Origin of the sequence: Herbiconiux sp. L3-i23, from assembly GCF_023734115.1 — a bacterium.
Lineage (GTDB): Bacteria > Actinomycetota > Actinomycetes > Actinomycetales > Microbacteriaceae > Naasia.
Genome location: NZ_AP025737.1, coordinates 2,521,399 through 2,547,270, shown reverse-complemented (window position 1 = coordinate 2,547,270; position 25,872 = coordinate 2,521,399). Strand labels below are relative to the sequence as shown.

General features: G+C 68.7%; 23 protein-coding genes. 10 read left to right on the top strand and 13 right to left on the bottom strand.

Going from position 1 to position 25,872, the window contains the following annotated elements; translation table 11 throughout:
• Nucleotides 1-3 precede the first annotated feature (3 nt).
• The 6 genes from NGH83_RS12090 to NGH83_RS12065 form a co-directional block, all read right to left on the bottom strand.
• Nucleotides 4-915 (bottom strand): carbohydrate ABC transporter permease, encoded by a 912-nt coding sequence (locus NGH83_RS12090; protein ID WP_251856499.1) that lies wholly within the window; start codon nucleotides 913-915, stop codon nucleotides 4-6.
• Nucleotides 912-1,850 carry a carbohydrate ABC transporter permease gene (locus NGH83_RS12085; protein ID WP_251856497.1) on the bottom strand — a complete coding sequence of 313 codons (939 nt, stop codon included), beginning with the start codon at nucleotides 1,848-1,850 and terminating at the stop codon, nucleotides 912-914. Before NGH83_RS12085 ends, NGH83_RS12090 begins: the two co-directional genes overlap by 4 nt.
• Before the next feature lie 80 nt (nucleotides 1,851-1,930).
• Nucleotides 1,931-3,232: an ABC transporter substrate-binding protein gene (locus tag NGH83_RS12080; RefSeq protein WP_251856496.1), complete on the bottom strand. Its 1,302-nt coding sequence runs from the start codon at nucleotides 3,230-3,232 to the stop codon at nucleotides 1,931-1,933.
• 9 nt (nucleotides 3,233-3,241) lie between these two features.
• Nucleotides 3,242-4,237 carry a phosphoglycerate dehydrogenase gene (locus tag NGH83_RS12075; protein ID WP_251856495.1) on the bottom strand — a complete coding sequence of 332 codons (996 nt, stop codon included), beginning with the start codon at nucleotides 4,235-4,237 and terminating at the stop codon, nucleotides 3,242-3,244.
• 104 nt (nucleotides 4,238-4,341) lie between these two features.
• A complete protein-coding gene (locus NGH83_RS12070; RefSeq protein ID WP_251856494.1) occupies nucleotides 4,342-5,004 on the bottom strand; it encodes a GntR family transcriptional regulator in 663 nt (220 codons plus the stop codon).
• 140 nt (nucleotides 5,005-5,144) lie between these two features.
• Nucleotides 5,145-5,936, bottom strand: a complete 792-nt coding sequence (locus NGH83_RS12065) for an alpha/beta fold hydrolase (protein ID WP_251856493.1) — start codon at nucleotides 5,934-5,936, stop codon at nucleotides 5,145-5,147.
• Between the two features lie 136 nt (nucleotides 5,937-6,072).
• On the opposite strand from NGH83_RS12065, the gene glmU reads away from it, so the two are divergent.
• The gene (gene glmU / locus NGH83_RS12060; RefSeq protein ID WP_251856492.1) at nucleotides 6,073-7,500 is read left to right on the top strand and encodes a bifunctional UDP-N-acetylglucosamine diphosphorylase/glucosamine-1-phosphate N-acetyltransferase GlmU; all 1,428 of its coding nucleotides are present in this window, start codon (nucleotides 6,073-6,075) and stop codon (nucleotides 7,498-7,500) included.
• On the top strand, nucleotides 7,497-8,477 hold the full coding sequence (locus tag NGH83_RS12055; protein WP_251856491.1) for a ribose-phosphate diphosphokinase: 981 nt from the start codon (nucleotides 7,497-7,499) through the stop codon (nucleotides 8,475-8,477). The genes glmU and NGH83_RS12055 overlap by 4 nt, the downstream gene beginning before the upstream one ends.
• 490 nt (nucleotides 8,478-8,967) lie before the next feature.
• Here the strand turns inward: NGH83_RS12055 and NGH83_RS12050 are convergent, their stop codons facing one another.
• Genes NGH83_RS12050 through NGH83_RS12035 form a run of 4 tightly spaced genes read right to left on the bottom strand, consistent with a single transcriptional unit; the run spans nucleotide 8,968 to nucleotide 13,253 of the window.
• Nucleotides 8,968-10,206, bottom strand: a complete 1,239-nt coding sequence (locus NGH83_RS12050) for a sugar ABC transporter permease (RefSeq protein ID WP_371872675.1) — start codon at nucleotides 10,204-10,206, stop codon at nucleotides 8,968-8,970.
• Entirely contained in the window at nucleotides 10,203-11,018 is an 816-nt protein-coding gene (locus NGH83_RS12045) for an ATP-binding cassette domain-containing protein (protein WP_251856490.1), read from the bottom strand. The genes NGH83_RS12050 and NGH83_RS12045 overlap by 4 nt, the downstream gene beginning before the upstream one ends.
• Nucleotides 11,015-12,058, bottom strand: a complete 1,044-nt coding sequence (locus NGH83_RS12040; protein WP_251856489.1) for a substrate-binding domain-containing protein — start codon at nucleotides 12,056-12,058, stop codon at nucleotides 11,015-11,017. Before NGH83_RS12040 ends, NGH83_RS12045 begins: the two co-directional genes overlap by 4 nt.
• Before the next feature lie 4 nt (nucleotides 12,059-12,062).
• A complete protein-coding gene (locus tag NGH83_RS12035; RefSeq protein WP_251856488.1) occupies nucleotides 12,063-13,253 on the bottom strand; it encodes an ROK family transcriptional regulator in 1,191 nt (396 codons plus the stop codon).
• Between the two features lie 253 nt (nucleotides 13,254-13,506).
• On the opposite strand from NGH83_RS12035, the gene mmsA reads away from it, so the two are divergent.
• The 3 genes from mmsA (at nucleotide 13,507) to NGH83_RS12020 (ending at nucleotide 17,644) form a co-directional block, all read left to right on the top strand.
• Nucleotides 13,507-15,075 (top strand): multiple monosaccharide ABC transporter ATP-binding protein, encoded by a 1,569-nt coding sequence (mmsA, locus tag NGH83_RS12030; RefSeq protein ID WP_251856487.1) that lies wholly within the window; start codon nucleotides 13,507-13,509, stop codon nucleotides 15,073-15,075.
• Nucleotides 15,075-16,472, top strand: a complete 1,398-nt coding sequence (locus tag NGH83_RS12025) for a sugar ABC transporter permease (RefSeq protein WP_371872674.1) — start codon at nucleotides 15,075-15,077, stop codon at nucleotides 16,470-16,472. Before mmsA ends, NGH83_RS12025 begins: the two co-directional genes overlap by 1 nt.
• Nucleotides 16,473-16,552: 80 nt before the next feature.
• Nucleotides 16,553-17,644, top strand: a complete 1,092-nt coding sequence (locus NGH83_RS12020; RefSeq protein ID WP_371872673.1) for a substrate-binding domain-containing protein — start codon at nucleotides 16,553-16,555, stop codon at nucleotides 17,642-17,644.
• 90 nt (nucleotides 17,645-17,734) lie between these two features.
• Here NGH83_RS12020 and NGH83_RS12015 read toward each other — a convergent pair whose 3' ends face one another.
• Nucleotides 17,735-18,748 carry an SDR family oxidoreductase gene (locus NGH83_RS12015; protein ID WP_251856485.1) on the bottom strand — a complete coding sequence of 338 codons (1,014 nt, stop codon included), beginning with the start codon at nucleotides 18,746-18,748 and terminating at the stop codon, nucleotides 17,735-17,737.
• A 116-nt stretch (nucleotides 18,749-18,864) separates the two neighbouring features.
• Nucleotides 18,865-20,319 carry an NADP-dependent phosphogluconate dehydrogenase gene (gndA, locus tag NGH83_RS12010; protein ID WP_251856484.1) on the bottom strand — a complete coding sequence of 485 codons (1,455 nt, stop codon included), beginning with the start codon at nucleotides 20,317-20,319 and terminating at the stop codon, nucleotides 18,865-18,867.
• Nucleotides 20,320-20,409: 90 nt separating this feature from the next.
• Between gndA and NGH83_RS12005 the strand changes: the two genes are divergently transcribed.
• The 5 genes from NGH83_RS12005 (at nucleotide 20,410) to pth (ending at nucleotide 24,369) form a co-directional block, all read left to right on the top strand.
• Nucleotides 20,410-20,922, top strand: coding sequence for a gluconokinase (locus NGH83_RS12005; RefSeq protein ID WP_251856482.1), 513 nt, complete (start codon nucleotides 20,410-20,412; stop codon nucleotides 20,920-20,922).
• Nucleotides 20,923-21,050: 128 nt separating this feature from the next.
• Nucleotides 21,051-22,202 carry a zinc-dependent alcohol dehydrogenase gene (locus NGH83_RS12000; RefSeq protein WP_251856480.1) on the top strand — a complete coding sequence of 384 codons (1,152 nt, stop codon included), beginning with the start codon at nucleotides 21,051-21,053 and terminating at the stop codon, nucleotides 22,200-22,202.
• Between the two features lie 9 nt (nucleotides 22,203-22,211).
• Nucleotides 22,212-22,772, top strand: coding sequence for a hypothetical protein (locus NGH83_RS11995; protein WP_251856479.1), 561 nt, complete (start codon nucleotides 22,212-22,214; stop codon nucleotides 22,770-22,772).
• 297 nt (nucleotides 22,773-23,069) lie between these two features.
• Nucleotides 23,070-23,690, top strand: coding sequence for a 50S ribosomal protein L25/general stress protein Ctc (locus tag NGH83_RS11990; RefSeq protein WP_251856478.1), 621 nt, complete (start codon nucleotides 23,070-23,072; stop codon nucleotides 23,688-23,690).
• A gap of 94 nt (nucleotides 23,691-23,784) precedes the next feature.
• A complete protein-coding gene (gene pth, locus NGH83_RS11985; protein ID WP_251856477.1) occupies nucleotides 23,785-24,369 on the top strand; it encodes an aminoacyl-tRNA hydrolase in 585 nt (194 codons plus the stop codon).
• Between the two features lie 465 nt (nucleotides 24,370-24,834).
• Here the strand turns inward: pth and NGH83_RS11980 are convergent, their stop codons facing one another.
• Nucleotides 24,835-25,857 carry an NADPH:quinone reductase gene (locus NGH83_RS11980; protein WP_251856476.1) on the bottom strand — a complete coding sequence of 341 codons (1,023 nt, stop codon included), beginning with the start codon at nucleotides 25,855-25,857 and terminating at the stop codon, nucleotides 24,835-24,837.
• Nucleotides 25,858-25,872 lie beyond the last annotated feature (15 nt).

The window sequence follows — 25,872 nt, the reverse complement described above, 5'->3', positions numbered from 1 at the left end:
TGGCTATCCCTTCGTCGCGCCGGCGGTGAGGCCGCTCACGATGTAGCGCTGCACGAACAGCGCCACCAGCATGACCGGCACGGTGATGACGACCGACGCGGCCATGAGGCCGCCCCAGTCGACGCTTGCGTAGGCGATGAAGTTGAAGATCGCCACGGGGAGCGTCTTCGTGTCATTGCCCGAGAGCACGAGGGCGAACAGGAAGTTGTTCCACGAGAAGATGAACGACAGGATCGACGCCGTCGCGATGCCGGGAACCGACAGCGGCAGGGTGATGCGCAGGAACGCGCCGAGCAGGCTGAGCCCGTCGATCTGCGCCGCCTCTTCCAGCTCGATGGACATGCCCTCGAAGAAGCTCGCCATGATCGCGACGATGATCGGCAGCGACACGAAGATGTGGCTGAGGATCATGACCTGGAAGGTGCCGACGATGCCGACCTGTGCGAAGAGGTAGTACCAGGGGATCAGCAGGCTGACGCCGGGGATGACGCGGGCGAGCAGGATGAACGCCGTCGCCGAGCGCACCGTGTAGCGCGCGATGGCGTAGGCCGCGGGTAGACCGAGCACCAGCGAGATCGCGGTCGCGGCGAACGCGATGACGAAGCTGTTGAAGGTGAACCGCCCGAAATCGGCGACCGTGAACACGTTGATGAAGTTCTCGAAGGTGGGCACGAAGTCGAAGGTGCGACTCGGGTCGACGATGTCGATGTTGTTCTTCAGCGACGCGAGGATCATCCAGAAGATCGGGAACAGGAACAGCAGCGCCACGATGCCGATGGTGACGAAGCGGGCGACCGACCCGAGGGTGCGGCGGCCCTTCGCCGACATCCGCGCCGGACGGTGCGTCGGCGTGCCCGAACGCGGCGGTGCCGGCGCGATCGGGGGAGCGGCGGGCGGGGGAACGGTTGCGGTCATGAGACCCTCCGGGTGTTGCGCAGCAGCACGAGCGCCGCGATGACGGAGCAGATGAGGACGAGGAAGAGCACGAGCACCGCGGCCGAGAGGCCGTACTCGGTGTAGTCGAAGCTGTAGCTGTAGGCCAGGATGTTGAGCGTCTCGGCTTCGTGACTCGACCCGCCGCCGCGGCCCATGGTCGCGTAGATGATGTCGAAGGTCTTGAGGGCATCGATGGCGCGTAGCGTGATCGCCGAGATCAGCGTCGGCATGAGCAGCGGCAGGGTGATGAAGCGGAACCGCTGCCAGGTGGATGCGCCGTCGACACGGGCGGCCTCGTCGGGCTCCTCGGGGAGGGTCGACAGGCCGGCGAGGCAGATGAGCGCGATCATCGGAGTCCACTGCCACACGTCGATGAAGATCAGCGTGCCGAGCGTCTGCGACGGATCGGACAGCCATCCCTGTGCGGGGATGCCGAACCAGCCGACGAAGGTGTTCGCGAAGCCGATGGTCGGCTCGAACATCAGCTTCCACATCATGCCGACCGCGACGGGGGTGGCGACGAGCGGCAGCAGGATGATGACGCGGACGAGGCCCTGACCCTTGAACGGCTTGCGCAGCAGCAGGGCGATCGCGAGTCCGAGGATCGCCTCGATGAGCAGGGCCGAGAGGGTGAATCCGAAGGTCCGGCCGACGGCGGGCCAGAAGCGCTCGGTGTCGGTCAGCAGCGTGAGGTAGTTCTCGACGCCGATGTAGTCGTTGGGGCGGCTGGTGCTACGGCGAGCGTCGGTCAGCGACAGGTTCACCGTGTACAGCAGCGGGAAGATGATCATCCCGAAGACGAAGATCACCGAAGGCAGGATGAAGATCTGCTTGAGGTGGCGGTCGACGAAGCGGCTGACGCTCCGGTTCGCAGGCCGCCCCGGGGCGCGCTGCGTGGTGCTGAGTGCGGACACCCGAGCCTCCCTTGTGTGAGGTGTGGGATGCGGGGCCGGAGCCGGAACGGGCGCCGGCCCCGCATCGGAGGTTGATTCGATCAGTTGTCGGTTTCGAGGAACTCGTCGTACTCGGCGCTCGCCGCCTCGGCGGCCGCGGCGACGTCACCGCCTTCGATCGAGGTCACGATGGGCTTGCCGACGATGTCGCGGGCGAGACCGACCTGGATGTTGCGGGGGCGGTCGTAGCCGACGCCGATCTCGCCGTAGAGGTCGACGATGTCGATCAGCTCAGCGGGGAAGGCGCTGGTCGCCTCGTCGTTCTCCCACGAGCTGGCGCGAGGCGAGGGGCTCGACTGCTCGATCATCGCGGTGTCGAACGAGGCGGTGGTGGTGGCCCACTGGATGAACTCCCACGCCTCGTCCTTATGCTCCGAGAACGAGCTCACCGCGGCGCCCCACGGGACGTCGTTGTAGGGGCGGGCTCCGTCGGGGCCCTCCGGGAAGGGTGCGTAGCCCACCTGCTCGACGACCTGGCTGGAGGACGGGGCCTGGAAGACGTAGGCCTGCGAATCGGCGTCGATGTAGAAGCCGGCCTTGCCCTGGGCGAAGATCGCCGAAGCCTCGGGCCACCCCATGGTGGTGGGCCCGGGAGGGCCGTAGGAGCGGATCAGGTTGCCGTAGTACTCGTAAGCCTCGACGGCCTCGTCGGAGCCGATGCCCGACGCGCCGTCCTCGTCCTGCCAGTCGGCCCCGTAGCTGTAGAGGAAGCCCGAGAACGAGGTGACGGCGGCGTTGAGCGCACCGCGGAGGGCGACGCCGTAGGTGCCGTTCGCCGGGTCGTTGATCGCGGCGGCCGCGGTCTCCAGCTCCTCGAGGGTGGTGGGGATCTCGAGGCCCTTCGCAGCGAGAAGGTCCTCGTTGTAGTAGACGATCTCGCGCTCGGTCATGAGCGGCACGGCCCACACCGAGTCGTCGACGGTGACGGTCTCGCGGGGCGACTCCTGGAAGTCATCCCAGTTCCAGTCGCCGCTGTCCTCGACACGGTCGGTGATGTCCTCGAGCCAGCCGTTGTCGGCGTAGAGGCGCAGCTCCTGCAGCGGGCGGAGGATGAGCACGTCGAGGTCGGTCGACTTCGCGTTGAGCTTCACCTGGGTCTGGTCCGACAGCTGCTCGTTGCCGAACTCCTCGATGTTGACCGTGATGCCGGACTCCTCTTCGAACTCGGACAGGTGGTCCTTGATCGAGACGAGCCACGGGTTGTTCGCGGCGACGATGTTGAGGGTGACGGGGCCCTCGTCGCCGCCGTTGTCGCTGGCGCAGCCTGCTGCGGTGACGGCGAGGATACCGGCGGCGCTCAGTGCGAGCCCTGCGCGAACGACCCTGTTACGCGTGTACTTCATTTCGATTGCTTACCTTTCGGTGGTGCTGAGCAGGACGGCGCCCTGCTCGGGGGTGGGAATGGAATTCAGGCGGTTGCGGGGGACGACGCCGTTCAAGGCGTCGATGATGTCGTTCGCGTTGGTCACTCCGATGGCCTCGTAGGCCTCGAAGGTGTCGGCGGCGGCATGGGTGGTGACCACGACGTTGGGAAGGGTGAGGAGCGGGTTCGCCGGGTCGACGGGCTCCTGCTCGAACACGTCGAGCGCGGCGGCCGAGAGGCGGCCGGACTGCAGCGCCCGTACGAGCGCGGTCTCGTCGACGAGGGCGCCGCGGGCGGTGTTGACGAAGAACGCTCCGGGCTTCACGCGACCGAGGAGGTCGTCGTTCACGAAGTGCCGCGTCGACGGGAGGCTCGGCAGGTGCAGGCTCAGCACGTCGGAGGTGGCGAGCAGTTCGTCGAGGCCGATGTATCGGGCTCCGAACTGCGCGTCGCGGCCCTCGAGCGGGAACGGATCGTACGCGACGACCTCGCAGTCGAACCCGCGCAGCTTCGAGGCGACGAGCTGGCCGATCATGCCGAAGCCGATCACGCCGACCCGCTTGCCGCGGATCTCGGGGCCGACGACGCGCATCCAGCTGCCGGACCGCACGACGGCGTCCATGGTGGGGATGCGGCGGAAGCCCGAGATGATGAGGCCGATGGTGAGTTCTGCGACCGCGTTGGCGTTGCCGCCGGGGGCGTTGCAGACGGCCACTCCGTTCGCAGTCGCAGCGGCCTGATCGATGTTGTCGACACCGACGCCGAGCTTGGTCAGCACCTTCAGACCCGGCGCCGCCGAGATGAGCTCGTCATCCCACACCTCGACGCCGACCACGGCCGCGTCGATCTCGGGGACGAGGGCGAGCAGTTCCTCGGGTGTGTAGGGGCGGTCGTGGGGGTTCTCGATGAGCCGGCAACCCGCCTCGAGCAGCATCGCCCGCCCCTGAGGGCAGTAGGCGGCGTAGTCGGCGGGACCGATGAGCACGGTCCTTCCAGCGACAGTGTTTCCGGAAGAAATGGGCATAGCAGTAGCTCGCGTTCGGCTCGAAGAGTCAAGAAAGAGGGAGAAAGAGGAAGGAGGAGAGCGGGTCAGCCGACGTCGTCGACGGCGAGCGCCTCATCGCTGGCGGCCGATCTGACCACGTCGCGGATGTGAGCCCTGGCTCGCTGGAGGTGGTTGTGCACCTCTTTGAGAGCGGCATCGCCGTCGCCGGAGGCGAACAGCTCGAGGATGTGCCGGTGGTCGTCGACGGCGGCACCGAGATCGAAGGTGTTCGACAGTTCGAAGAGCACCTCGAAGGTGCCCTCGAACTGATGCCAGACCTCGGCGAGCCGGCGGTTGCCGGACAGTGTGTAGAACAGCTGGTGGAACGCCGTGTCCGCGGCGGTGAACCGCGCCTCGTCGCCGGCGTCGGCGGCGGCGCGCATCTCGTCGATGATCGCGAAGCCGCTCTCCCAATCGCGGGTGCCCGCGCGCTGCAAAGCAGCCTTGGCGGCGGCGACCTCGATCAGCTCGCGGATGCCGTAGAGCTCGTCGATGTCCTGCAGGGTGAACCCGCGGGCGTAGAGGCGGGTGCGCTGCTGCTCGACGAGGCCTTCTTTGACGAGGATCTTGAGCGCATCGCGCACCGGGCCACGGCTGACCTGGTACTGGGCGGCGAGCTCTTCCTCGGCGAGGTGCTGCCCGCTCGTCAGCTGGCCCGTGATGATGGCGACGCGGAGCTGGCGGGCGACCTGCTCGCCGAGGGCCACTGCACGTACGGGGGGAATGGGAGAAACCACGTTGTTCCGCTCACTGTCGATGTCGACTGAAAACTGTTAACAGAAAACATAGCGAGCGATCCGACGGAGTCAACCCCCACCCGACCGAATCGGTGAAAGTGGGGCGCGGGTCACCGCGGGAGGCGGCCGAGGAACTCGAGAGCGTTGGACCGGAACGCGGACGCGGTGGGCGCGTTGAAGTGGTTGCGGCCGGGGATCTCGAAGAACTCTCCGCGTGGAGTCGCTTCCGCGAGTTCGCGCGACGCATCGAGGATGCGGTCCTTCGAACCGGTCGCGAACAGCAGCGGCTGAGCGGGCGGATTCGCGCGGTCGGGCTGCGGGCCCCCGCGCATGCCCTCGACGAGTGCCACGAGCGCGCGGAGGTCGTTGCCCTTGAAGCCGCTCGCCATCGTGAGATAGCCGGCGGTCAGACGATCCGTCACCTCGGCGCCGTTCTCGATGTTGTCCTTCGCCTGCGCCACATCGAACCGCGTGAGCGGATCGCCGTCCGGGATGCCGCCGAGCACTCCAGCGCTCACGAGGTGGGGGAGCTCGAGGGCGGCGTGCCAGCCGACGCGGGCGCCGAGCGAGTAGCCGACCCAGATCACCTCGTCGAGGAGGTAGGTGTCGATCACCGACAGGGCGTCGGCGACGAGGAGAGGCATCGAGTAGGAGCGCGGGTCGTGCGGCTTGTCGCTGCTGCCGTGTCCGCGCTGGTCGAACGAGATCACCCGGTACCCGGCGCGCTGCAGCTCGCGCACCCATCCGGTGACCACCCAGTTCGAGTACGCGTTGGAAGCGAACCCGTGGACCGCGAGCACGACGGGAGCATCGGGGTCGCCGCCGTGGTCGTAGCTCGCCAGCTTGAGGCGGTCGCCCGACACAACGAACACCGGCTCGGGGCGCGGCGGCAGAAGATCCATCGCCGTCGACGCTAGTCGCTTCGGCGACGGCGCAGTCTCGGGAATGCGCAGTCTCGGGAGCGCGGACGCACGCTTCGCTACGCTGAGGAGGGCATCGGACCGGTGCCGTCCTCTTCTCGTTCTCAGGGAGCCGTTCGTGACCGATCCCCGTCTCGCCGTCGTCATCCTCGCCGCAGGGCAGGGCACGCGGATGAAGTCCGCGACGCCCAAGTTGCTGCACCCGCTCGCCGGGGCGCCGATCGTCGGACACGTCCTCGCCACCGCCCGCGCGCTCGGCGCCGAGCACATCGTCGCCGTGGTGCGGCACGAGCGGGACCGGCTCGTCGAGGTGATCTCGGCCGAACTGCCCGAGGCGATCATCGTCGACCAGGACGAGGTGCCCGGCACCGGCCGCGCGGTGGAGCAGGCGGTCGCCGCGTTGCCCGCCGACTTCGACGGCGACGTCCTCATCCTCAACGGCGATGTGCCGCTGCTCAACGCGGGCACCCTCGCGTCGCTGCTCGCCCGCCACCGCGACCACACCGCGACGACCACCATCCTCACCGCGGTCCTGCCCGACCCGACCGGGTACGGCCGCATCGTGCGCACCGCCGACGGGGGAGTCGACCGCATCGTCGAGCAGAAGGACGCCGACGACGACGTCCTCGCCATCCCCGAGATCAACGCCGGCGTCTACGTCTTCGGCGTGAACGAGCTCCGCGACCACCTCGCCTCCCTGTCGCTCGACAACGCGCAGGGCGAGAAGTACCTCACCGACATGGTCGCGGTGCTGCGATCCGCGGGAAGCGAGGTCAGCGCCGTTCCCGTCAACGAGTCGTGGATCGTCGAGGGCATCAACGACCGCGCCCAGCTCTCCGCCGCGGCCGCCCGCCTGAACGCGCTGATCGTGCGCGGATGGCAGCTCGCCGGTGTCACCGTGCAGGACCCCGCGACCACGTGGATCGACATCAAGGTCACGCTCGCGCCCGATGTCACCATCCTGCCCGGCACGCAGCTGAAGGGCGCGACCACCGTCGCCACCGGCGCGATCGTCGGACCCGACACCACCCTGGTCGACTGCGAGATCGGCGAGGGAGCGACCGTGAAGCGCACCGACGGCACCCTCGCGGTCATCGGCGCCGGAGCGAGCGTCGGACCGTTCTCGTATCTGCGTCCCGGCACCGTCCTCGCCGCCGACGGCAAGATCGGCACCTTCGTCGAGACGAAGAACGCCACGATCGGCGCCGGTTCGAAGGTGCCGCACCTCTCCTACATCGGCGACACCGAGGTGGGTGAGGGGGCGAACGTCGGCGCCGGCACCATCACCGCGAACTACGACGGCGTGAACAAGCACCGCACCACCGTCGGATCGTTCGTGCGCACCGGCTCGCACAACGTGTTCGTCGCCCCGGTTACAATCGGAGACGGAGCGTATACAGGGGCCGGAACCGTCGTCCGCAAGGACGTGCCATCGGGGGCCCTCGCCCTCAACGTCGCCCCACAACGCAATATCGAAGGTTGGGTCGCCGTCAATCGGCCTGGCACCGATGCCGCCAGAGCCGCGGCGGAGAGCGGGAGCAGTTGACCGGCATCAAGACCACCGGAGAGAAGCGCCTCGTCATCGTGAGCGGGCGCGCGCATCCGGAGCTCGCCGCACAGATCGCCGCCGAACTCGACACGACGGTCGTGCCCACCGACGCGCGCACCTTCGCGAACGGTGAGCTGTACGCCCGGTACGACGAGAGCGTCCGCGGTGCTGACGCGTTCGTCATCCAGTCGCACACGGCGCCCATCAACGAGTGGCTCATGGAGCAGCTCATCATGGTCGACGCGCTGAAGCGGGCGTCCGCGAAGCGCATCACCGTGGTCTCGCCGTTCTACCCGTACGGCCGTCAGGACAAGAAGGGGCGCGGACGCGAGCCGATCTCGGCCCGTCTCGTCGCCGACCTGTACGCCGCGGCGGGCGCCGACCGCATCATGTCGGTCGACCTGCACGCCGCGCAGATCCAGGGTTTCTTCGACGGCCCCGTCGACCACCTGTTCGCCATGCCGGTGCTGCTCGACCACATCGCGAAGACCACCGAGAACCGGGACAAGCTCACCGTCGTCTCGCCCGACATGGGTCGCGTGCGGGTGGCGGACATCTGGAGCGACAAGCTCGGTGCTCCGCTCGCGATCATCCACAAGCGCCGCGACCCGAAGGTCGCGAATCAGGTTTCGGTGCACGAGATCGTCGGCGAGGTCGACGGGCGCGTGTGTCTGCTCGTCGACGACCTGATCGACACCGGACGCACGATCGCCAAGGCGGCCGCCGCGTTGAAGGCGAACGGCGCCATCGGCGTGATCGTCGCCGCGACGCACGCCGTGTTCTCCGACCCGGCCGTGGAGTTGCTGCAGTCGCCCGATATCGACCGGGTGATCGTCACCGACACGCTTCCGCTGCCGGCGGAGAAGCGGTGGGACAAGCTGACGATCCTGCCGATCGCCCCGCTGATCGGCCGGGCCATCAAGGAGGTCTTCGGCGACGGCTCGGTGACCTCGATGTTCGACGGCGCCGCCTGAGGACGAAGTCCGTCGCGACATGACGTGACTCCCGCGTCGCTGGCAGCGGCGAATCTGGGACTCGTGTCGCATCGCGACGGCCCTGGCGGGCCTCCTCAGCGACCAGGCCCGCCCGTTGAGCGAAGCGATACGAAGGGGGTTCTCCGAGGTGCCTTCGTATCGCTTCGCTCAACGAGCGGCCGGCTCTCCTGGTCATTGAGGAGGACGAAGTCCGTCGCGATATGACGCGCTCACAGCGGCGAATCTGCGGCCCGTGTCGCATCGCGACGGCCCTGGCGGGCCTCCTCAGCGACCGGGTCCGCCCGTTGAGCGCAGCGACACGCAGGGGTTCTGCGCGTCGCCTTCGTATCGCTTCGCTCAACGAGCGGCCGGCTCTCCTGGTCATTGAGGAGGACGAAGTTCGTCGCGAAATGACGCGCTCACAGCGGCGAACCCGGGGCTCGTGTCGCATCGCGACGGCCCTGGCGGGCCTCCTCAGCGACCGGCGACGCTAGGCCTTGCCGGCGGCGGCGCGGGAGCGGCGCGAGATCGAGTCGATCACCACCGCGAGCACCAGCACCGCGCCCGTCACCATGTACCGCACCGACGAGTCGAGCGAGAGCAGCGTCAACCCCACCGAGATCGACGTCAGCACCAGCACCCCGAGCAGCGCCGCGAACGCGGAACCGCGACCGCCGAACAGGCTGGTGCCGCCGATGACCGCCGCCGCGATCGCGTTCAAGAACACGTCGCCGCCGCCACTCGACTGATTCGCCCCCGCGAGCCGGGCGGCCGCGAGGATGCCGCCGAGCGCCGCGAACGTCGAACACATCACGAACAGGGTGATCTGCACCCGAGCGACGCGGATGCCCGCCCGACGGGCCCCCTCGACGCTGCCGCCGACCGCGTACACTGCCCGACCGAAACGGGTCCGGGTGAGCAGGACGTGGGTACCCGCGACCAGGGCGACGAACAGCAGCACCATCGCGCCGACACCGCGCCCCGCCCCGGAACCGAGATACCAGGTGCACAGCAGCAGGATCGCGGCGAGCGCGCCCACCCGCAGCCCGATCGACAGCGGCGACCGCGTCGACAGGCCCGCCTGGGCGCGGCGGCGCGACTCGGAGATCAGCCGCCACGCGACCGCGGCGATCACGACCGCGTCGAGCGCGTACATGACCGGCGCGGGCACGAACATCTGCTGCCCGAACTGCACGATGACCGAGTCGAACGGGATGGTGACCGAGCCGGCGGTGCCGAGCACCCGCAACTGAACTCCGAGCGCGGCGAGCAGCCCCGCCAGGGTGAGCACGAATCCGGGCACGCCGAAGCGGGTGTAGATGAACCCGTAGACGAGGCCGACGATCGGTCCGCAGGCGAGCGCCGCGAGGATCACCAGCGGCAGTGGCAAAGCCAGTTGCACACTGCCCACCGCGAGGATCGCTCCGGCCAGTCCGCTGACCGATCCGACGGACAGGTCGATCTCGCCGATGAGGAGCAGGAGCACGATGCCGATCGCGATGACGCCGGTGGGGGCGGCCTGCATGGTGAGGTTCACCAGGTTCGTCGGGCTGAGGAACACCGGGTTCAGGATCGCGAAGACGGCCCAGATGATCGCCAGTCCCAGCAGGACGGGGGCGAAGCCGAGGTCGCCGGCGCGAACGCGTTGCACGCCGGAGTCGACGAATTCGCGGACGGTGCGACGGGGCGGCTCCGCGGCGTCGACGAGACGGTGGGGTCCGATGCTCACTCGTCGTCTCCGGACCGTCGGGAGTGGTCGACGGCGCCCGTGATCGCGGCGATCAGCAGGTCGCTCGTGGTCGATGCGGCGCGGAAGTCGCCGTTGTTGCGCCCGAGCCGCAGCACGGCGACGCGGTCGGCGACCGCGAGCACGTCGGTGATGTTGTGACTGACGAGGATGATTCCGAGCCCCCGGTCACGCAGTCGCTCGATCAGGTTCAGCACCTCGGCGGTCTGCGAGACGCCGAGCGCCGCGGTGGGCTCGTCGAGCACGACGACGTGCGGGTCGCCGATGAGGGCCCGGGCGATGGCGACGGTCTGCCGCTGACCGCCCGATAGGGAGGCGACCGGCATCCGCACGTCGGTGATGCGGGCGTGCAGCTCGCGCAGCAGCTCCCACGACCGCTTCTCCATCTCGACCTCGTCGAGCCCGACGCCGCGGGTCAGCTCGCGTCCGAGCCACAGGTTCGAGACGACGTCGAGGCTGTCGCTCAGGGCGAGGTCCTGGAAGACGGTCGCGATGCCGAGGTCGAGCGACTCGGTGGGGGAGGCGATGTCGGTGAGCGATCCGAAGAAGCGGATGGTGCCCGCATCGGGTGGGTAGACGCCCGCGAGGATCTTGACGAGGGTCGACTTGCCGGCGCCGTTGTCACCGACGATGGCGACGACTTCGCCGGCGTGCACGTCGAGGTCGACGCCCGCGAGCGCGCGGACGGCGCCGAAGCGCTTCGTGATGCCCCGCAGCGACAGGATGCGATCGGGATGCTGGCCCGGCTCCGCGACCGTGAACGGCCGCGCCGAGGTCTCGCCGCCCCGGGTCATTGGAGCCCCGCGGCGGCGCAGGCGGCCGCGTAGTCGCTCGTGCAGATCTGGTCGATCGTGTACACGCCGTCCTCGACGACGGTGCTCATGATCGTGTCGACCGTCACGACGCTCGCGGGCAGGATCGTGGCCGGAGTGCCGTCGACGGTCGTCTCGGCGTCCACCTCCTCGCCGTTCGCCAACGCGACGGCGGCCTCGGCGGCGAGCCGCGCCTGCGTGCGCATCGCCTTGTAGATGGTGAGGTACTGGTCGCCGGTCACGATGCGCTGCAGGCCGGCCAGTTCGGCGTCCTGCCCCGAGACCACCGGCATCGGGGACACGTTCGCGGCCCGCAGCGCGGCGATCGCGCCACCGGCGGTGCCGTCGTTCGCCGCGTAGACGCCGACGATGCGCGAACCGAAGCGGGTGATCTGACCTGCGGTCCAGTTCTGCGCCTGATCGGGACTCCAATCGGGGGTGTCGAAGGAGGCGAGCACCGTGAGGCCGGCCTCCTCGATCTCGCGCAGCGCACCCGTCTCGAACTCGCGCGCGTTGGGGTCGGTGGGGGAGCCGTTGACCATCAGGATGCCGCTGTCGCCCGGAGTGGATCCGACGACGTCGGCGAAGGCGGACCCCTGCAGCTCGCCGATGCGTTCGTTGTCGAACGAGACGTAGTAGGCGAGGCCGCCGCCGGAGGGCAGTCGGTCGTAGGCGATCACCGGAACATCCTGCGCGTTCGCGGCTGCGACGATGCTGCGCGCCGCCTCGGCGTCGACGGGGTCGAGCACCAGGACCGCCGCGCCGGACGCGAGCGCCGCCTCGGCCTGCGACTGCTGCTTCGCGGCGTCCTGGTCGGCGTTGGAGTACAGCACCTTGTAGTCGCCGAGCTCCTGCAGCCGCGACTCGAACACCGGTCGGTCGACGGCCTCGTATCTCGTCGTCTTCGACTCGGGCAGCAGCAGCGCGATGGTCGTGCGCGTGTCGGCCGGCGCGCAGCCGGTGAGGGTCGCGAGAAGGGCGAGGACGAGTACGAGCGCCGTGCGCCCCAGGGGAGTCGACATCGGATCACGCACCCAGGGTCGAGACCAGGGGCTCTCCGACGCCGACGTTGTCGATGGCGAGCGCGAGCGCGCCGAGCAGCTCCGCCCTCTCACCGAGCGTGCCTTGGACGATGTTGGGCCCCTCGTCGAGGCCGGTGAGCGCCGAGCGCTCGAGGGCGTGCCGCAGCGGCGCGATCAGGGTCTCGCCCGCCCCCGCGAGCTCGCCTCCGATGACGATGACGTCGGGGTCGACGAGGTTCGCGAGGTTGGCGGCGGCGATGCCGATGTGTCGGCCGGCATCGGCGATCACGCGACGCGAGCTCGCATCGCCGGCCTCGGCGCGCGCGAGCAGGTCGCGGAGGCGCTGCATGCCGGGGTCGCCCCGGAACAGTTCGAGCAGAGCCGGGCCGCCCGCGAGGGTCTCGAGGCAGCCGCGCGAGCCGCATCGGCAGATGGGGCCGTTCTCGTCGATGCTGACGTGGCCGATCTGACCGGCCTTGCCGGTGGTGCCGCGGAAGATCTCGCCGCCGATGACGAGGGCGCCGCTGATGGTGTGGCCGACGCGCAGGTACGCCATACCGCGCGCACCGACGCCGGCACCGAAGCGGTACTCGGCGAGTGCCCCGGTGTTCGCGTCGCTGTCGACGTGCACGGGCCGCTGCAGACGTGATTCGAGCTCTTCGCGGATGCGGGCGTTCTCCCAGCCGCGGAGGGTTCCAGGCGCCGAGACGGTGCCGGTCTCCTGGTCGATGGGGGCGGGCAGCGCGAGGCCGACGGCGAGGATGTCGGAGGTCGACGCGCCGACGGTGTCGAGCATGTCGCTGAGGAGCAGCGCCGACCGGTCGAGCTCGCGGTCGTAGCGGTGCTCGAGCGCCAGCGGCACCGTGTTCTCGGCGACGACCGTGCGGGCGACGTCGGCGACCGCGATCCGCAGATGACGGGAGGAGAAGTGCAGTCCGACGACGAGGCCGAGCTGACGGGCGAGCGAGACCTCGACGGCCCGCCGACCGCTGCGCGATGCGGCCGAGGTCGCGAGCACCCCGGAACCCGAGAGCTCCTTCACGATGTTCGACACCGTGGCGGGGGAGAGGCCGGTGACGCCGGCGAGTTCGACCTGGGTTAGTCGGCCGTGCAGCTTCAGCGAGTCGACGATGCGCGCGCGGTTCGCTTCGCGCAGTGACGTCTGAGACCCGGGGGTCGGCCGTCGACTCGTCACGCGAGGAGCATACCGTCGCGGGCCCCTTCCGCGCCCGTCGGAGGGGCGATCCGGCCCGTCTGTCGGGGGCGTGATCGGATCGTTATTCTGGATTGATTAGTTGACGCCAAAATGGGGCCTAAGAGGGCGTAACGTCACTCAACGCACCCCCTTGAGTTCAAGACTTGACGCCAAGGGGTCGGCCAACTACCGTCTCATCGGTCGTGGATTCACGACTCGCACCGCCCGTAACACCCGCGACAAGGAGGTCTCGATGGCAGACGCGCCCGCAATCCTCGAGATGCGAGACATCACCAAGCGCTTCCCCGGCGTCATCGCGCTCGACCAGGTCAACCTCGTCGTCAAGCGGGGCGAGATCCACGCGATCTGCGGCGAGAACGGTGCGGGCAAGTCGACGCTGATGAAGGTGCTCTCCGGGGTCTACCCGTTCGGCACCTACGAGGGCGACATCGTCTACAACGGCGACACCGTGCAGTTCAGCGGCATCAAGCAGAGCGAAGCCGACGGCATCGTGATCATCCACCAGGAGCTCGCGCTCATCCCCGAGCTGTCGATCACCGAGAACATCTTCCTCGGCAACGAGCCGCGCAAGGGTCGGAACGGCCGCGGATCGATCGATTGGCGCACCGCGCACGAACGCGCCGTCGAGCTCCTCGCCCGTGTCGGCCTCACCGACGACCCCGACACGAAGATCAAGAGCATCGGCGTCGGCAAGCAGCAGCTCGTCGAGATTGCCAAGGCCCTCAACAAGAACGTGAAGCTGCTCATCCTCGATGAGCCGACCGCCGCGCTCAACGAGGGCGACTCGCAGCACCTGCTCGACCTGCTGCGCGGACTCAAGGGTCGCGGCATCACCTCGATCATGATCAGCCACAAGCTCAACGAGATTGAGGCGATCGCCGACTCGATCACGATTATCCGCGACGGGCACACCATCGAGACGCTCGACGTGGCGGGCGGCGGCGTCGACGAGGACCGCATCATCCGCGGCATGGTCGGTCGCGTGCTCGAGAACCGCTTCCCCGAGCACGACGGCTCCTCGATCGGAGACGTGTTCTTCGAGGTCCGCGACTGGACCGTGCGCCACCCGCTCGTCGCCGAGCGTCTCGTCGCCAAGCACTCCAACTTCACCGTCCGCGCCGGCGAGGTCGTCGGGTTCGCCGGACTCATGGGTGCCGGGCGCACCGAGCTCGCGATGAGCATCTTCGGCCAGTCCTACGGCACGAAGGTGTCGGGCGAGATCCTGATCGACGGCCAGGTGGTCGACATCAAGAACGTCCAGGACGCGATCAAGAACCGCATCGCGTACGTCAGCGAGGACCGCAAGGCGCTCGGCCTGAACCTCCTCGACGACATCAAGACGAGCATCGTCTCGGCGAAGCTGTCGAAGATCGCCACCAAGCGCCTCGGCAGCATCAACCCCTTCAAGGAGCACGCGGTCGCCGACGAGTACCGGCAGTCGCTGCGCATCAAGACCCCGACCGTCGACGAGGGCGTCGGCAAGCTCTCGGGCGGCAACCAGCAGAAGGTCGTGCTGGCGAAGTGGATGTTCACCGACCCGCGCCTGCTGATCCTCGACGAGCCCACCCGCGGCATCGACGTCGGTGCGAAGACCGAGATCTACCAGATCATCCGCAAGCTCGCCGAGAGCGGCGCCGGCGTGATCCTCATCTCATCCGAGCTGCCCGAGCTGCTCGGCGTCGCCGACCGCATCTACACGATCTTCGAGGGGCAGATCACCGATGAACTGCCGGTCGGCCAGGCCGATCCCGAAACCCTCATGAAGAGCATGACCTCGAACCGGAAGAAGGACGTCGCCTGATGACCGACACGACCACCACCGAGAAGAAGTCGGGGGGCATCCGCGACCTCGGCAAGATGTTCGGAGGCAGCACCTCCGGGCTGCGCCAGTTCGGCATCCTCGGCGCCCTGGTGCTGATCATCGTGATCTTCCAGATCCTCACGGGCGGCAAGACGCTCGACCCCGGCAACGTGATCAACATCGTGCGCGCCAACGCGTACGTCCTGATCCTCGCCATCGGCATGGTCATGGTGATCGTCGCCGGTCACATCGACCTCTCCGTCGGATCGGTGGCCGCGTTCTCGAACATCGTCACCGTGATGGCGATCAAGCAGATCGACGCCGGATGGGTGGTCGCAGGCGAAGGCGAGGAGATCACCAAGGGCGTGATCATGTCGCTGCTCGCGATCGTCATCGCCCTCGCGATCGGAGCGCTGGTCGGTGCGTGGCAAGGGTTCTGGGTCGCCTACGTCGGGGTACCGGCGTTCATCGTGACCCTGGCCGGCATGCTCATCTTCCGCGGAGCGAACCAGTTCGTCGGCCGCTCGACCCCGCAGACCGTGCCCGATTACCTGAACTACATCGGTGGCGGCTACATCCCCGACTTCCCGCCATACCTGCCCTTCAGCAACGGCACCGTCATCCTCGGCATCATCGCCGCCGTCGCGGTCATCTGGAACGAGCTGCGCCTGCGCCGCCGTCAGCGCGAGATGAACGCCGTCATGGCGCCGCAGTGGGTCAGCATCACGAAGATCGTGCTGCTCGTCGCCGTCATCGCCTACGCCACCTACCTGTTCGGCACCGGCCGTCCGGGCACCAGCTTCCCGATTCCCGGCATCATCCTGGTGATCCTGGTGCTGCTGTACTCGTTCATCACGAACAACACCGTCACCGGTCGCCACATCTACTCCGTGGGTGGCAACTGGCACGCGGCCGAGCTGTCCGGCGTGAACATCCGCCGCACCAACTTCTTCGTCATGATGAACATGTCGGTGCTGGCCGCTCTCGCCGGTGTCATCTTCGTCTCCCGCTCCCTGGCCACCGGCCCCGGTGACGGAACCGGGTGGGAGCTCGACGCGATCGCGGCCGTGTTCATCGGTGGCGCCGCGGTCTCGGGCGGTATCGGAACCGTCATCGGGTCGATCATCGGTGGTCTCGTCATCGCGGTCCTCAACAACGGTCTGCAGCTGATGAGCGTGTCGAGCGACCAGGTGCAGATCATCAAGGGCCTCGTCCTGCTGATCGCCGTCGCCCTCGACGTGCTGAGCAAGCGCTCCGGCGGTCTCTCCCTCATCGCCCGGTTCCGCCGTCCCGGCGGCGACCTGGCCCCGTCCGTCGACGATCGCCCCGATGTGGCGCCCGCCGGCAACTCCGCCGAGGCGTCGTCTCGGCCCGCGAGCACCGAGCCGACTCCCTGAGTCCGGCTTGGCCCTGGGGCGCTAAGTCCCACCTATCCCTCACCAGAGATAACGAAAGAGATGCAACGATGCGCAAATTCATGATCACGGGAACGGCGATCGCCGCCGCCGCCGTGTTCGCCCTCGCCGGCTGCTCCAGCGACAGCGGTGGCCGTGGAGGCGACGCCGGAGGCGACGCCGCAGCCGGATTCGAGGAAGGCTCCGTCATCGGTGTCGCCCTGCCCGACAAGACCAGTGAGAACTGGACCATCGCCGGTGAGATCTTCACCGACTCGCTGACCGAGGCCGGCTACGAGCCCAACGTGCAGTACGCGGGCTCCACCTCGCCGGTGCCCGACCAGCAGTCGCAGATCAGCACCATGATCCAGGACGGCGCGAAGGTCATCGTCATCGGTGCCAACGACGCCAAGCAGCTCGGCGCGCAGGTCGCCGAGGCGCGCGAGCAGGGCGTCACGATCATCGCCTACGACCGCCTCATCTCGGACACGGACAACGTCGACTACTACGTCGCGTTCAACAACTTCAAGGTGGGCCAGGACCAGGGCCAGGCGCTGCTCGACGGCCTCGCCGAGCGCTACCCCGACCAGACCTCGTGGAACATCGAGCTGATCGCCGGTGCCGCGACCGACCCCAACGCCACCGTCTTCTTCGACGGCGCGATGGACATCCTGCAGCCGAAGATCGACGACGGCACCCTGAACGTCGTCTCGGGTCAGACCACCTTCGAGCAGGTCCAGACCGACAAGTGGGACCCGGCGAACGCCCAGTCCCGCATGGACACCGTGCTCCAGGGCTTCTACCAGGGCGACACGAACATCAACGGCGTGCTCTCCCCGAACGACACCCTCGCCCGCGCGGCGCTGCAGTCGGTCACCGACGCGAAGAAGGGCCCGATCGTCGTCACCGGTCAGGACTCCGAGGCCGCGTCGATCCCGCTCATCATGTCGGGTGAGCAGTACATGACCATCTACAAGGACACGCGCAAGCTCATCGCGCAGACGGTCGACATGATCAAGGCCCTCGCCGCCGGCGAGACGCCCGAGACGAACGCGGACGAGGACAACGGCTCCACCGAGGTCCCCACGTTCTACCTCGACCCGGTGGTCGTCACCGCCGCGAACGCCGTCGAGGTCTACGCGGACAACGACAAGCTCGCGCCGCTCACCAAGTAATCCGAGCAGCTCGACGGAAGGGCCCGGTCGCTTCGGCGGCCGGGCCCTTCTGCATGTCTGCGCGCCGCGTACGCGCGCGCAGGACCGCGGTCAGCGCCGCTTCGAGTGGTACGCGAAGTGCGCGACCGTCGCGGCGATACCGGCGACGGCGGTCACGGCGGCTCCCGCGTAGGCGATCGGGCGATTGCGGATCGCCCAGATCTGCGGCGACCAGGTGCGGGCCCGGTCGTCGAAGACGCCGTGCGCACCGTGGTCACCGGCCACGGGGGAGTGCAGGTTCGGCGGATCCATCGGCGCATCCACATCGGGCGCCTGCTGCCCGTCGACTCCCGTGTTGCCGAGACGCCAGTCGGCGATGCGGCTGCCGAAACGGTTGCCGAGGATGGTGAAGACGCTCGACTCGCCGACCCAGGTGCGACGGCGGGGCTTCTCGGCGACGTCGACGACGACCGCGGCGCAGAGCTCCGGCTGGTAGATGGGCGGCACCGGCTGAGGGTGGTCGCCGAGGTCCGTCTTCACCCAGCCGAACTGCGGTGTGTTCATGGCCGGCATGTCCACCTGCGAGACGGTGACCTTGGACTTCGCGTGCAGCAGCTCGGTGACGACGCTCTCGCTGAAGCCGGTGATCGCGTGCTTTGAGGCGCAATACGCCGACTGCAGCGGGATCCCTCGGTGGGCGAGCGCGGATCCGATCTGCACGATCGTTCCCGCATCCCGCGGCTTCATGCGCTTCAGGGCGGCGCGGGTGCCGTTCACGTACCCGAAGAAGTCGACCTGCACCGCCCGCTCGAAGTCGGCGGGCTCGACGTCGAGGAACTCGGCGAAGACCGACGTCATGGCGTTGTTCACCCAGGCGTCGATGGGGCCGAGCTCGGCTTCGATCTCGGCGGCGGCCGCCTCGACCGCGGCCGGGTCGGCGACGTCGGTGGGGATCCCGATGGTGCGGCGGCCCTTCGCCTTCACTTCAGCGACAGTGGCGGCGAGCCCGTCCTCGCCGCGGGCGAGGACGGCGACATCCCAGCCGCGGTCGGCGAACTCCCGCACGATCGCGCGGCCGAGACCCGCGCTGCCTCCTGTGACGACTGCTACTCGCGCTGCGCTCATTCCGGGAACGCTATCGACGCGGTCTGCGCGAATCCTGTCCTACGACTGGGAGACCGACTCGCCCACTTCACCCCGTCCCGGCGGCCGGATACGGGGTGAAGTGGGCGAGTCAGGCGTCAGTGGGTGTCGACGGCCTCGATCTCGGTGCGGTCACCGCTCCACAGCGTGTGGAAGGTGCCCTCCTTGTCGATGCGCTTGTAGGTGTGCGCGCCGAAGAAGTCGCGCTGTCCCTGCACGAGCGCGGCCGGCAGCCGGTCGGCGCGGAGGCCGTCGTAGTAGGCGAGCGAGGACGAGAACGCGGGGGAGGGGATTCCGCCCTGCACCGCGGCGATGACGACGCGGCGCCAAGCCTGCTCGGCCTGCGTGAGCGCGTCCCGGAAGTACGGCGCCGTCAGCAGGGCGACGAGGCCCGGCTGGTCGGCGTACGCCTCGGTGATGCGGTTGAGGAACTGGGCGCGGATGATGCAGCCGCCGCGCCAGATCTTCGCGATCTCGCCCTTCTGGATGTCCCAGCCGTACTGCTCGGCGCCGGCGACGATCTCGTCGAAGCCCTGCGAGTAGGCGATGATCTTCGACGCGTAGAGGGCGAGGCGGACATCCTCGATGAAGCCGTCGGTGTCGTCGACGGTCCACGCCTCGGCGGGACCCGGCAGGTCGGACGACGCGGCGCGCTGGGCGGGCTTCGACGACAGCGACCGGGCGAAGACCGCCTCGGCGATGCCCGAGACGGGGATGCCGAGGTCGAGTGCGGTCTGCACCGTCCACGCTCCCGTGCCCTTGGCTCCGGCCTGGTCGACGATCACGTCGACGAGGGGCTTGCCCGTCTCGGCATCCACCTGGCGCAGCACCTCGGCGGTGATCTCGATGAGGTAGCTCTCGAGCTCGCCCGTGTTCCACTCGGCGAAGATGTCGGCGATCTCGGCGGGCGTCTTGCCGGTGCCGCGGCGGATCAGGTCGTACGCCTCGGCGATGAGCTGCATGTCGGCGTACTCGATGCCGTTGTGGATCATCTTGACGAAGTGGCCGGCGCCGTCGGTGCCCACGTGGGTGACGCAGGGCTCGCCCTCGGCGACCGCGGCGATCGACTTGAGGATCGGGCCCAGCGTCTCCCACGCCTCGGCGGAGCCGCCGGGCATGATCGACGGCCCCTTGAGGGCGCCCTCCTCGCCGCCCGAGATGCCGGCGCCGACGAAGTTGATGCCCGTCTCGCGCACCGCCTTCTCGCGGCGGATGGTGTCGGTGAAGAGCGCGTTGCCGCCGTCGACGATGATGTCGCCCGGCTCGAAGACGCTCACCAGCTCGTCGATGACCGCGTCGGTACCGCGCCCCGCCTTCACCATGATGATCGCGGTGCGCGGCGTGCTGAGCGACGCCGCGAACTCCTCGTAGCTCTTGGTGCCGATGAACTCCGCCTCGGGGTGCTCCTCGAGAAGAGTGTCCGTCTTCTCGGGCGAGCGGTTGAACACGGCGACCGTGTTGCCCTCCCGGCTGGCGAGGTTGCGGGCGAGATTCGATCCCATCACCGCCAGTCCCACCACGCCGATGTTCGCCTTCGCCGCTTCTTCAGCCATGCCGTTCGTCCTCACTCGCAGTCGGTCCTCCAAGGAATCTAGCGCCGCCCGCCCCGACGCTTCCATCGGCGGGATCGATAGCCTGGAGCGATGAGTGCTGGCGCGGTGGTAGTGATGGGTGTCTCCGGCAGCGGCAAGTCGACGGTCGGCGAGCTGCTGGCCCGTGACCTGCAGGTCGACTTCATCGACGCCGACGACCTGCACAGCGACGCGAGCAAGACGAAGATGGGATCCGGAATCCCTTTGACCGACGACGACCGCTGGCCGTGGCTCGCGCGCGTGGGCGAGGCGATGAAGGCCGAGACGGAGGCGGGGCGCGGCGTCGTCGTGGCCTGCTCGGCGCTGCGGCGCGCGTACCGCGACGCCCTGCGCTCGGCGGCCGACGGGCCGGTCTTCTTCGTGCACCTCGACGGCGAGCGCGAACTGCTCGAACGACGGCTCGCCGACCGCACGGGCCACTTCATGCCGTCGTCGCTGCTCGACTCGCAGCTCGGCACCCTCGAGCGCCTCCAGGAGGGCGAGGACGGCATCACGCTCGACATCGCCGACGACGCGGCGGCGCTCGCCGCCTCCGCTGCGGCCGCTCTGCATCCGGCCGGCTGACCCCGCGTCGTCCGCACCGATCTTTCCCAGCGCCACGCCAGCCGCCGCCCACGTCGACGGCAGGTTACGCCCAGTCGGGCGTCGCACTCTGATGCGGTCGCCGGACGTCGGCGGGAACGGAGCGACCTGTGCGAGCGATGACCTATCGAGGCCCCTTCCGGGTGCGAGTCGAAGAGAAGGACATGCCGCGCATCGAGCATCCGAACGATGCCATCGTCAGGGTCACCCGGGCGGCGATCTGCGGCTCCGACCTGCACCTCTATCACGGGCTGATGACCGACCTCCGCGTCGGCCACACGTTCGGACACGAGTTCATCGGAGTGGTCGAGCAGGTCGGCAGCAGCGTGCAGAACCTGAAGCGCGGCGACAAGGTGATGGTGCCGTTCAACATCTACTGCGGCTCCTGCTTCTTCTGCGCCCGCGGCCTCTACTCGAACTGCCACAACGTCAACGCGAACGCGACGGCGGTCGGCGGCATCTACGGCTACTCCCACACCGCGGGCGGGTTCGACGGCGGCCAGGCCGAGTACGTCCGGGTGCCGTTCGCCGACGTCGGGCCCTCGATCATCCCCGACTGGCTCGATGACGAGGACGCGTTGATGCTCACCGACGCGTTCTCGACCGGGTACTTCGGTGCGCAGCTCGGCGACATCGTCGAGGGGGACACCGTCGTCGTGTTCGGTGCCGGACCCGTCGGTCTCGCCGCCGCCTCGTCGGCATGGTTGATGGGCGCGGGCCGCGTCATCGTCGTCGACCACCTGGACTACCGGCTCGAGAAGGCGCGCACCATGGCGCACGCCGAGACGCTGAACTTCACCGAGTACGACGACATCATCGTCGAGCTGAAGAAGCAGACCGACAACCTCGGCGCCGACGTGGCGATCGATGCGGTCGGCGCCGAGGCCGACGGCAACCTGCTGCAGCACATCACCGGCGCGAAGCTGAAGCTGCAGGGCGGATCCCCGATCGCGCTGAACTGGGCGATCGACGGTGTCCGCAAGGGCGGCACCGTGTCCGTCATGGGCGCATACGGGCCCATCTTCAGCCTCGTCAAGTTCGGCGACGCCGTGAACAAGGGGCTCACGCTGCGGATGAATCAGGCGCCGGTGAAGCGCCAGTGGCCGCGCCTGTTCGAGCACATCAGGAACGGCTACATCAAACCGAGTGACATGATCACCCACCGCATCCCTCTCGAGCACATCGCCGAGGGGTACCACATGTTCTCGTCCAAGCTCGACGGCTGCATCAAGACCGTCGTCATCCCCGAGAGCGCCGCTTAGGAGACGCAGATGGCCTATCCCGCAGAGAAGCAGACACCGGCGCCGAGCGCCGACGAGCTCCGGGCGCGCATCCCCGGGTGGGGTGCCGACCTCGATCCCGAAGACCGCCCGTCGTTCCCGCGTGAGCGCCGCGACCTCGAGTCCGGCGCGCACTGGGAGCTGCCGCCCGACCAGCCGAATCGTGCCGGCCGAGAGCGCAGCAACGAGCACGCCGAGCTCACTCCGGTCTTCGGAACCGCGCAACCCCTGCGCGGAGCGTCGGGTGCGATCCGGCGCTTCGCCTACGCGCGCTTCAGCGAGGGCCGCGCGGCGCATTGGCTGCTCCTGATCGCCGCCGACCGCGTCGACGTGGTGGAGTCGCACTCCCTCGCGCTGCTGCGTGGACGTCCGGACAACCCGCTGACCGAGACCGGTGTGCTGAGCGAAGGCAGACGTCACGGCATCCGCTCGCGCGCCGGCCGTGTCGACGTGCGGCACTCGTGGCTCGACCCGGTGCTCTTCGTGGCGCCGTACGTGCTCGCCGGATGGGGCCTCGTCCGGATCGTGCGCGCAGTCCGCGCCCGCGGCTAGGGTCGCCACGGTCGGCCGTCCGTCCGTCCGTCGGGCCGTCCGTCGAGCGCGTTCCGGGGTGAGCGCACTCGGGCGGGAAGTCGCGGAGGCGCTCGGCGTCGAGTAGGCTGTTGCACTGAACTTCGGCGAGGGACGCGCTCCGGTGCGTCCGTGATCGACGCGGTGGATGGCTACGGCTCTTCCTCACGCGCGGGTGCCCACCGGCACCGCCGTTCGAGTTGAACAGAACACGTCGGGCCGCACGGTCCGCCAGACAAGTCGGGACGCCTTTGGGTCGTCCCGCGGGAAGAGGCCGACATGGCTGACAAGATCACCGCAGAACTGCGCGAATCGTTCGGCAAGGGCGCGGCGCGCAAGATCCGCGCCGCGAATAAGATCCCCGCCGTCATCTACGGCCACGGCACCGAGCCGCAGCACGTCACGCTGCCCGGCCACGAGGTCGCCCTGATCCTGCGCCGCGCGAACGCGGTGCTCGACCTCGACATCGCCGGCAAGTCGCAGCTGGTGCTCGTCAAGGACGTGCAGAAGGACCCGGTGCGCCAGATCATCGAGCACATCGACCTCGTCATCATCCGCCGCGGTGAGAAGGTCGCCGTCGAGGTGCCCGTGCACGTCGAGGGCGAGCCCGCCGCCGGCACCATCGCGAACCTCGACGCGACCACCATCTCGCTGCTCGTCGAGGCGACGCACATCCCGCAGAGCGTCGTCGTCAGCGTCGAGGGCCTCGAGGAAGGCGCGCAGATCACCGCCGCCGACGTCACCCTGCCCGAGGGCGCCGCTCTCGCGAGCGACCCGGAGCTGCTCATCGTCGGCGTCATGACGACCCCGGCCGAAGAGTCCGAGGAGGCCGAAGAGGCCGCCGAGGGCGAGACGCCCGCCGAGGCCGAGGCCGAGGCCACCGACGAGTCGGCCGAGTAAGACCGCGTCACACGGACGGCCGCGCATCCCGCTGGGAGCGCGGCCGTTCGTGCATGCTGAGAGCGCTCGGCGGAAAGAGGAACGAAACGTGGCAATGGATGATCCGTGGCTCGTCGTCGGGCTCGGCAACCCCGGGCAGCAGTACGCGGGCAACCGGCACAACGTCGGGCAGATGGCCCTCGACGTGCTCGCGGACCGCATCGGTGCACGGTTCAAGAGCCACAAGACGAACTCGAGCGTCGCCGAAGGACGCACCGCGCCGGGCGGGCCGAGGCTCGTGCTCGCGAAGCCGAACTCGTTCATGAACCTCTCCGGCGGCCCGACCTCGCAGCTGCTCGCGTTCTACGGACTCGATGTCGACCGGCTGATCGTGGTGCACGACGAACTCGACATCCCGTTCGACACCGTGAAGCTGAAACGCGGGGGCGGGCATGGCGGACACAACGGCATCCGGGACATCGCCGCCGCGGCTGGGAGCGGCGACTTCGTGCGCGTGCGGGTGGGCATCGGCCGCCCGCCGGGCCGGATGCAGGCCGCCGATTTCGTGCTCCGCGACTTCGCTTCGACGGAGCGCGAGGCGCTGCCGAACCTCCTCGAAGACTCCGCCGACGCGGTCGAACTGGTGATCACCCAAGGCCTCGAAGCCGCCCAACAGCGCTTCCACTCCCCGAAGGACTGACCCTCCCTCCGCCTTCCTCACCGAATGCAGGAGATTTCGGCCGGAACAGTCCCGAAACGCCGTCATTCGACGCGCGCGTGTCAGTTTTTCCTGCATTCGGTCGGAGCCACCGGCGGTGAGCCGGTCCGTCCTTCCCAAATCAAGGAGATCTCGAGGTCAACGGGCTCGGATCCGCATGAACGTGTGACTCGACCCTGCTTTCTCCTTGATTCGGTCAGTCCACCCGCGCGCTGCTGACCGAATGCAGGAGATTCTGGCCGCAGAGGCGGTCAGAGGGCCGTTTTCGAGGCGTCGCATGCAGTTTCTCCTGCATTTGGTCAGGCACCCGGGCTGGGAGGCACGGGCGACTGACGAAATCAAGGAGATTTCGGCGTCAACGGGCCCGGATCCGCGTGAACGTGTGACTCGACCCCGGTTTTTCCTTGATTCGGTCAGTCAGCGCCGGGGCCAGTCGGCGGAGCGGAGTCAGCCGAGGTCGGCGACGCGGATCAGGACCTTGCCGACCGTCGACTGCTCGACCGCGTCGTGGGCGGCCGCCGTGTCCTCGAGGTCGAACCACACCAGGGGCAGACCTGCGCTCTCGCCCACCGGGAGCGCGCCGTCCCGGAGCGCCGCCGTGATGTCCTCCGCCGCCGCACGCAGCGGTGCCGCGCCGACGGTGTAGAGCAGCAGGCCCTGCACGCGGACGTTGTTCGCGAAGGCGGGCCGGATCGGCATCGAGAAGGTGTCGCCGCCGTCATCGGCGTAGTACCCGATCGAGGCGTGGTTGGCGACGACGGCCGCATCGAGCTCGGCGTTCGCCGCGATCGACACCTCCACGATCTGGTCGACGCCGTTCGGGGCGATCCGCCGGATTTGGTCAGCGGCATCGGCGTCGCGGTAGTTGACCGTGTGGTGGGCGCCGGCCGCCGCGGCGAGCGCCGCCTTCTCGTCGCTGCTGACCGTCGCGATGACGGTGGCGCCCGCCCACGCGGCGAGCTGGATCGCGGCGTGCCCGACCGCTCCCGCACCTCCGGCGACGAGCACGACCCGCCCGTCGAGGGATCCGGGCGAGAGATGCGCGGGCCCGTTCTCGTGGACGGTCAGTGCTCGGTGCGCCGTCATCGCCGGCACGCCGAGCGAGGCGCCCGTCTCGAACGAGATGCCCTCGGGAAGCTTCGCGGCGCGGGTCACGGGAACGACCGTGTACTCCTGCGCGGTGCCCGTCGGGCGTTCGTGCGCTGCGAGCCAGAGCCACACCCGGTCGCCGGGAGCGAAGTCGTCGACACCCTCGCCGACCGCGTCGACCACGCCGGCGCCGTCCTGGTTCGGGGTGATCTCGGGGAACCCCATCGGTGTGGTGCCCGCGCGCGCCTTCCAGTCGGTCGGGTTCACGCCCGACACCGCGACGCGCACACGGATCTCGCCGGGGCCGGGATCGGGGATGTCCCGTTCCACGAGCCCGAGGACTGATGAACTGCCGCGTTCCGAGTAGACGATCGATCGCATGCTGGCTCGAACCGG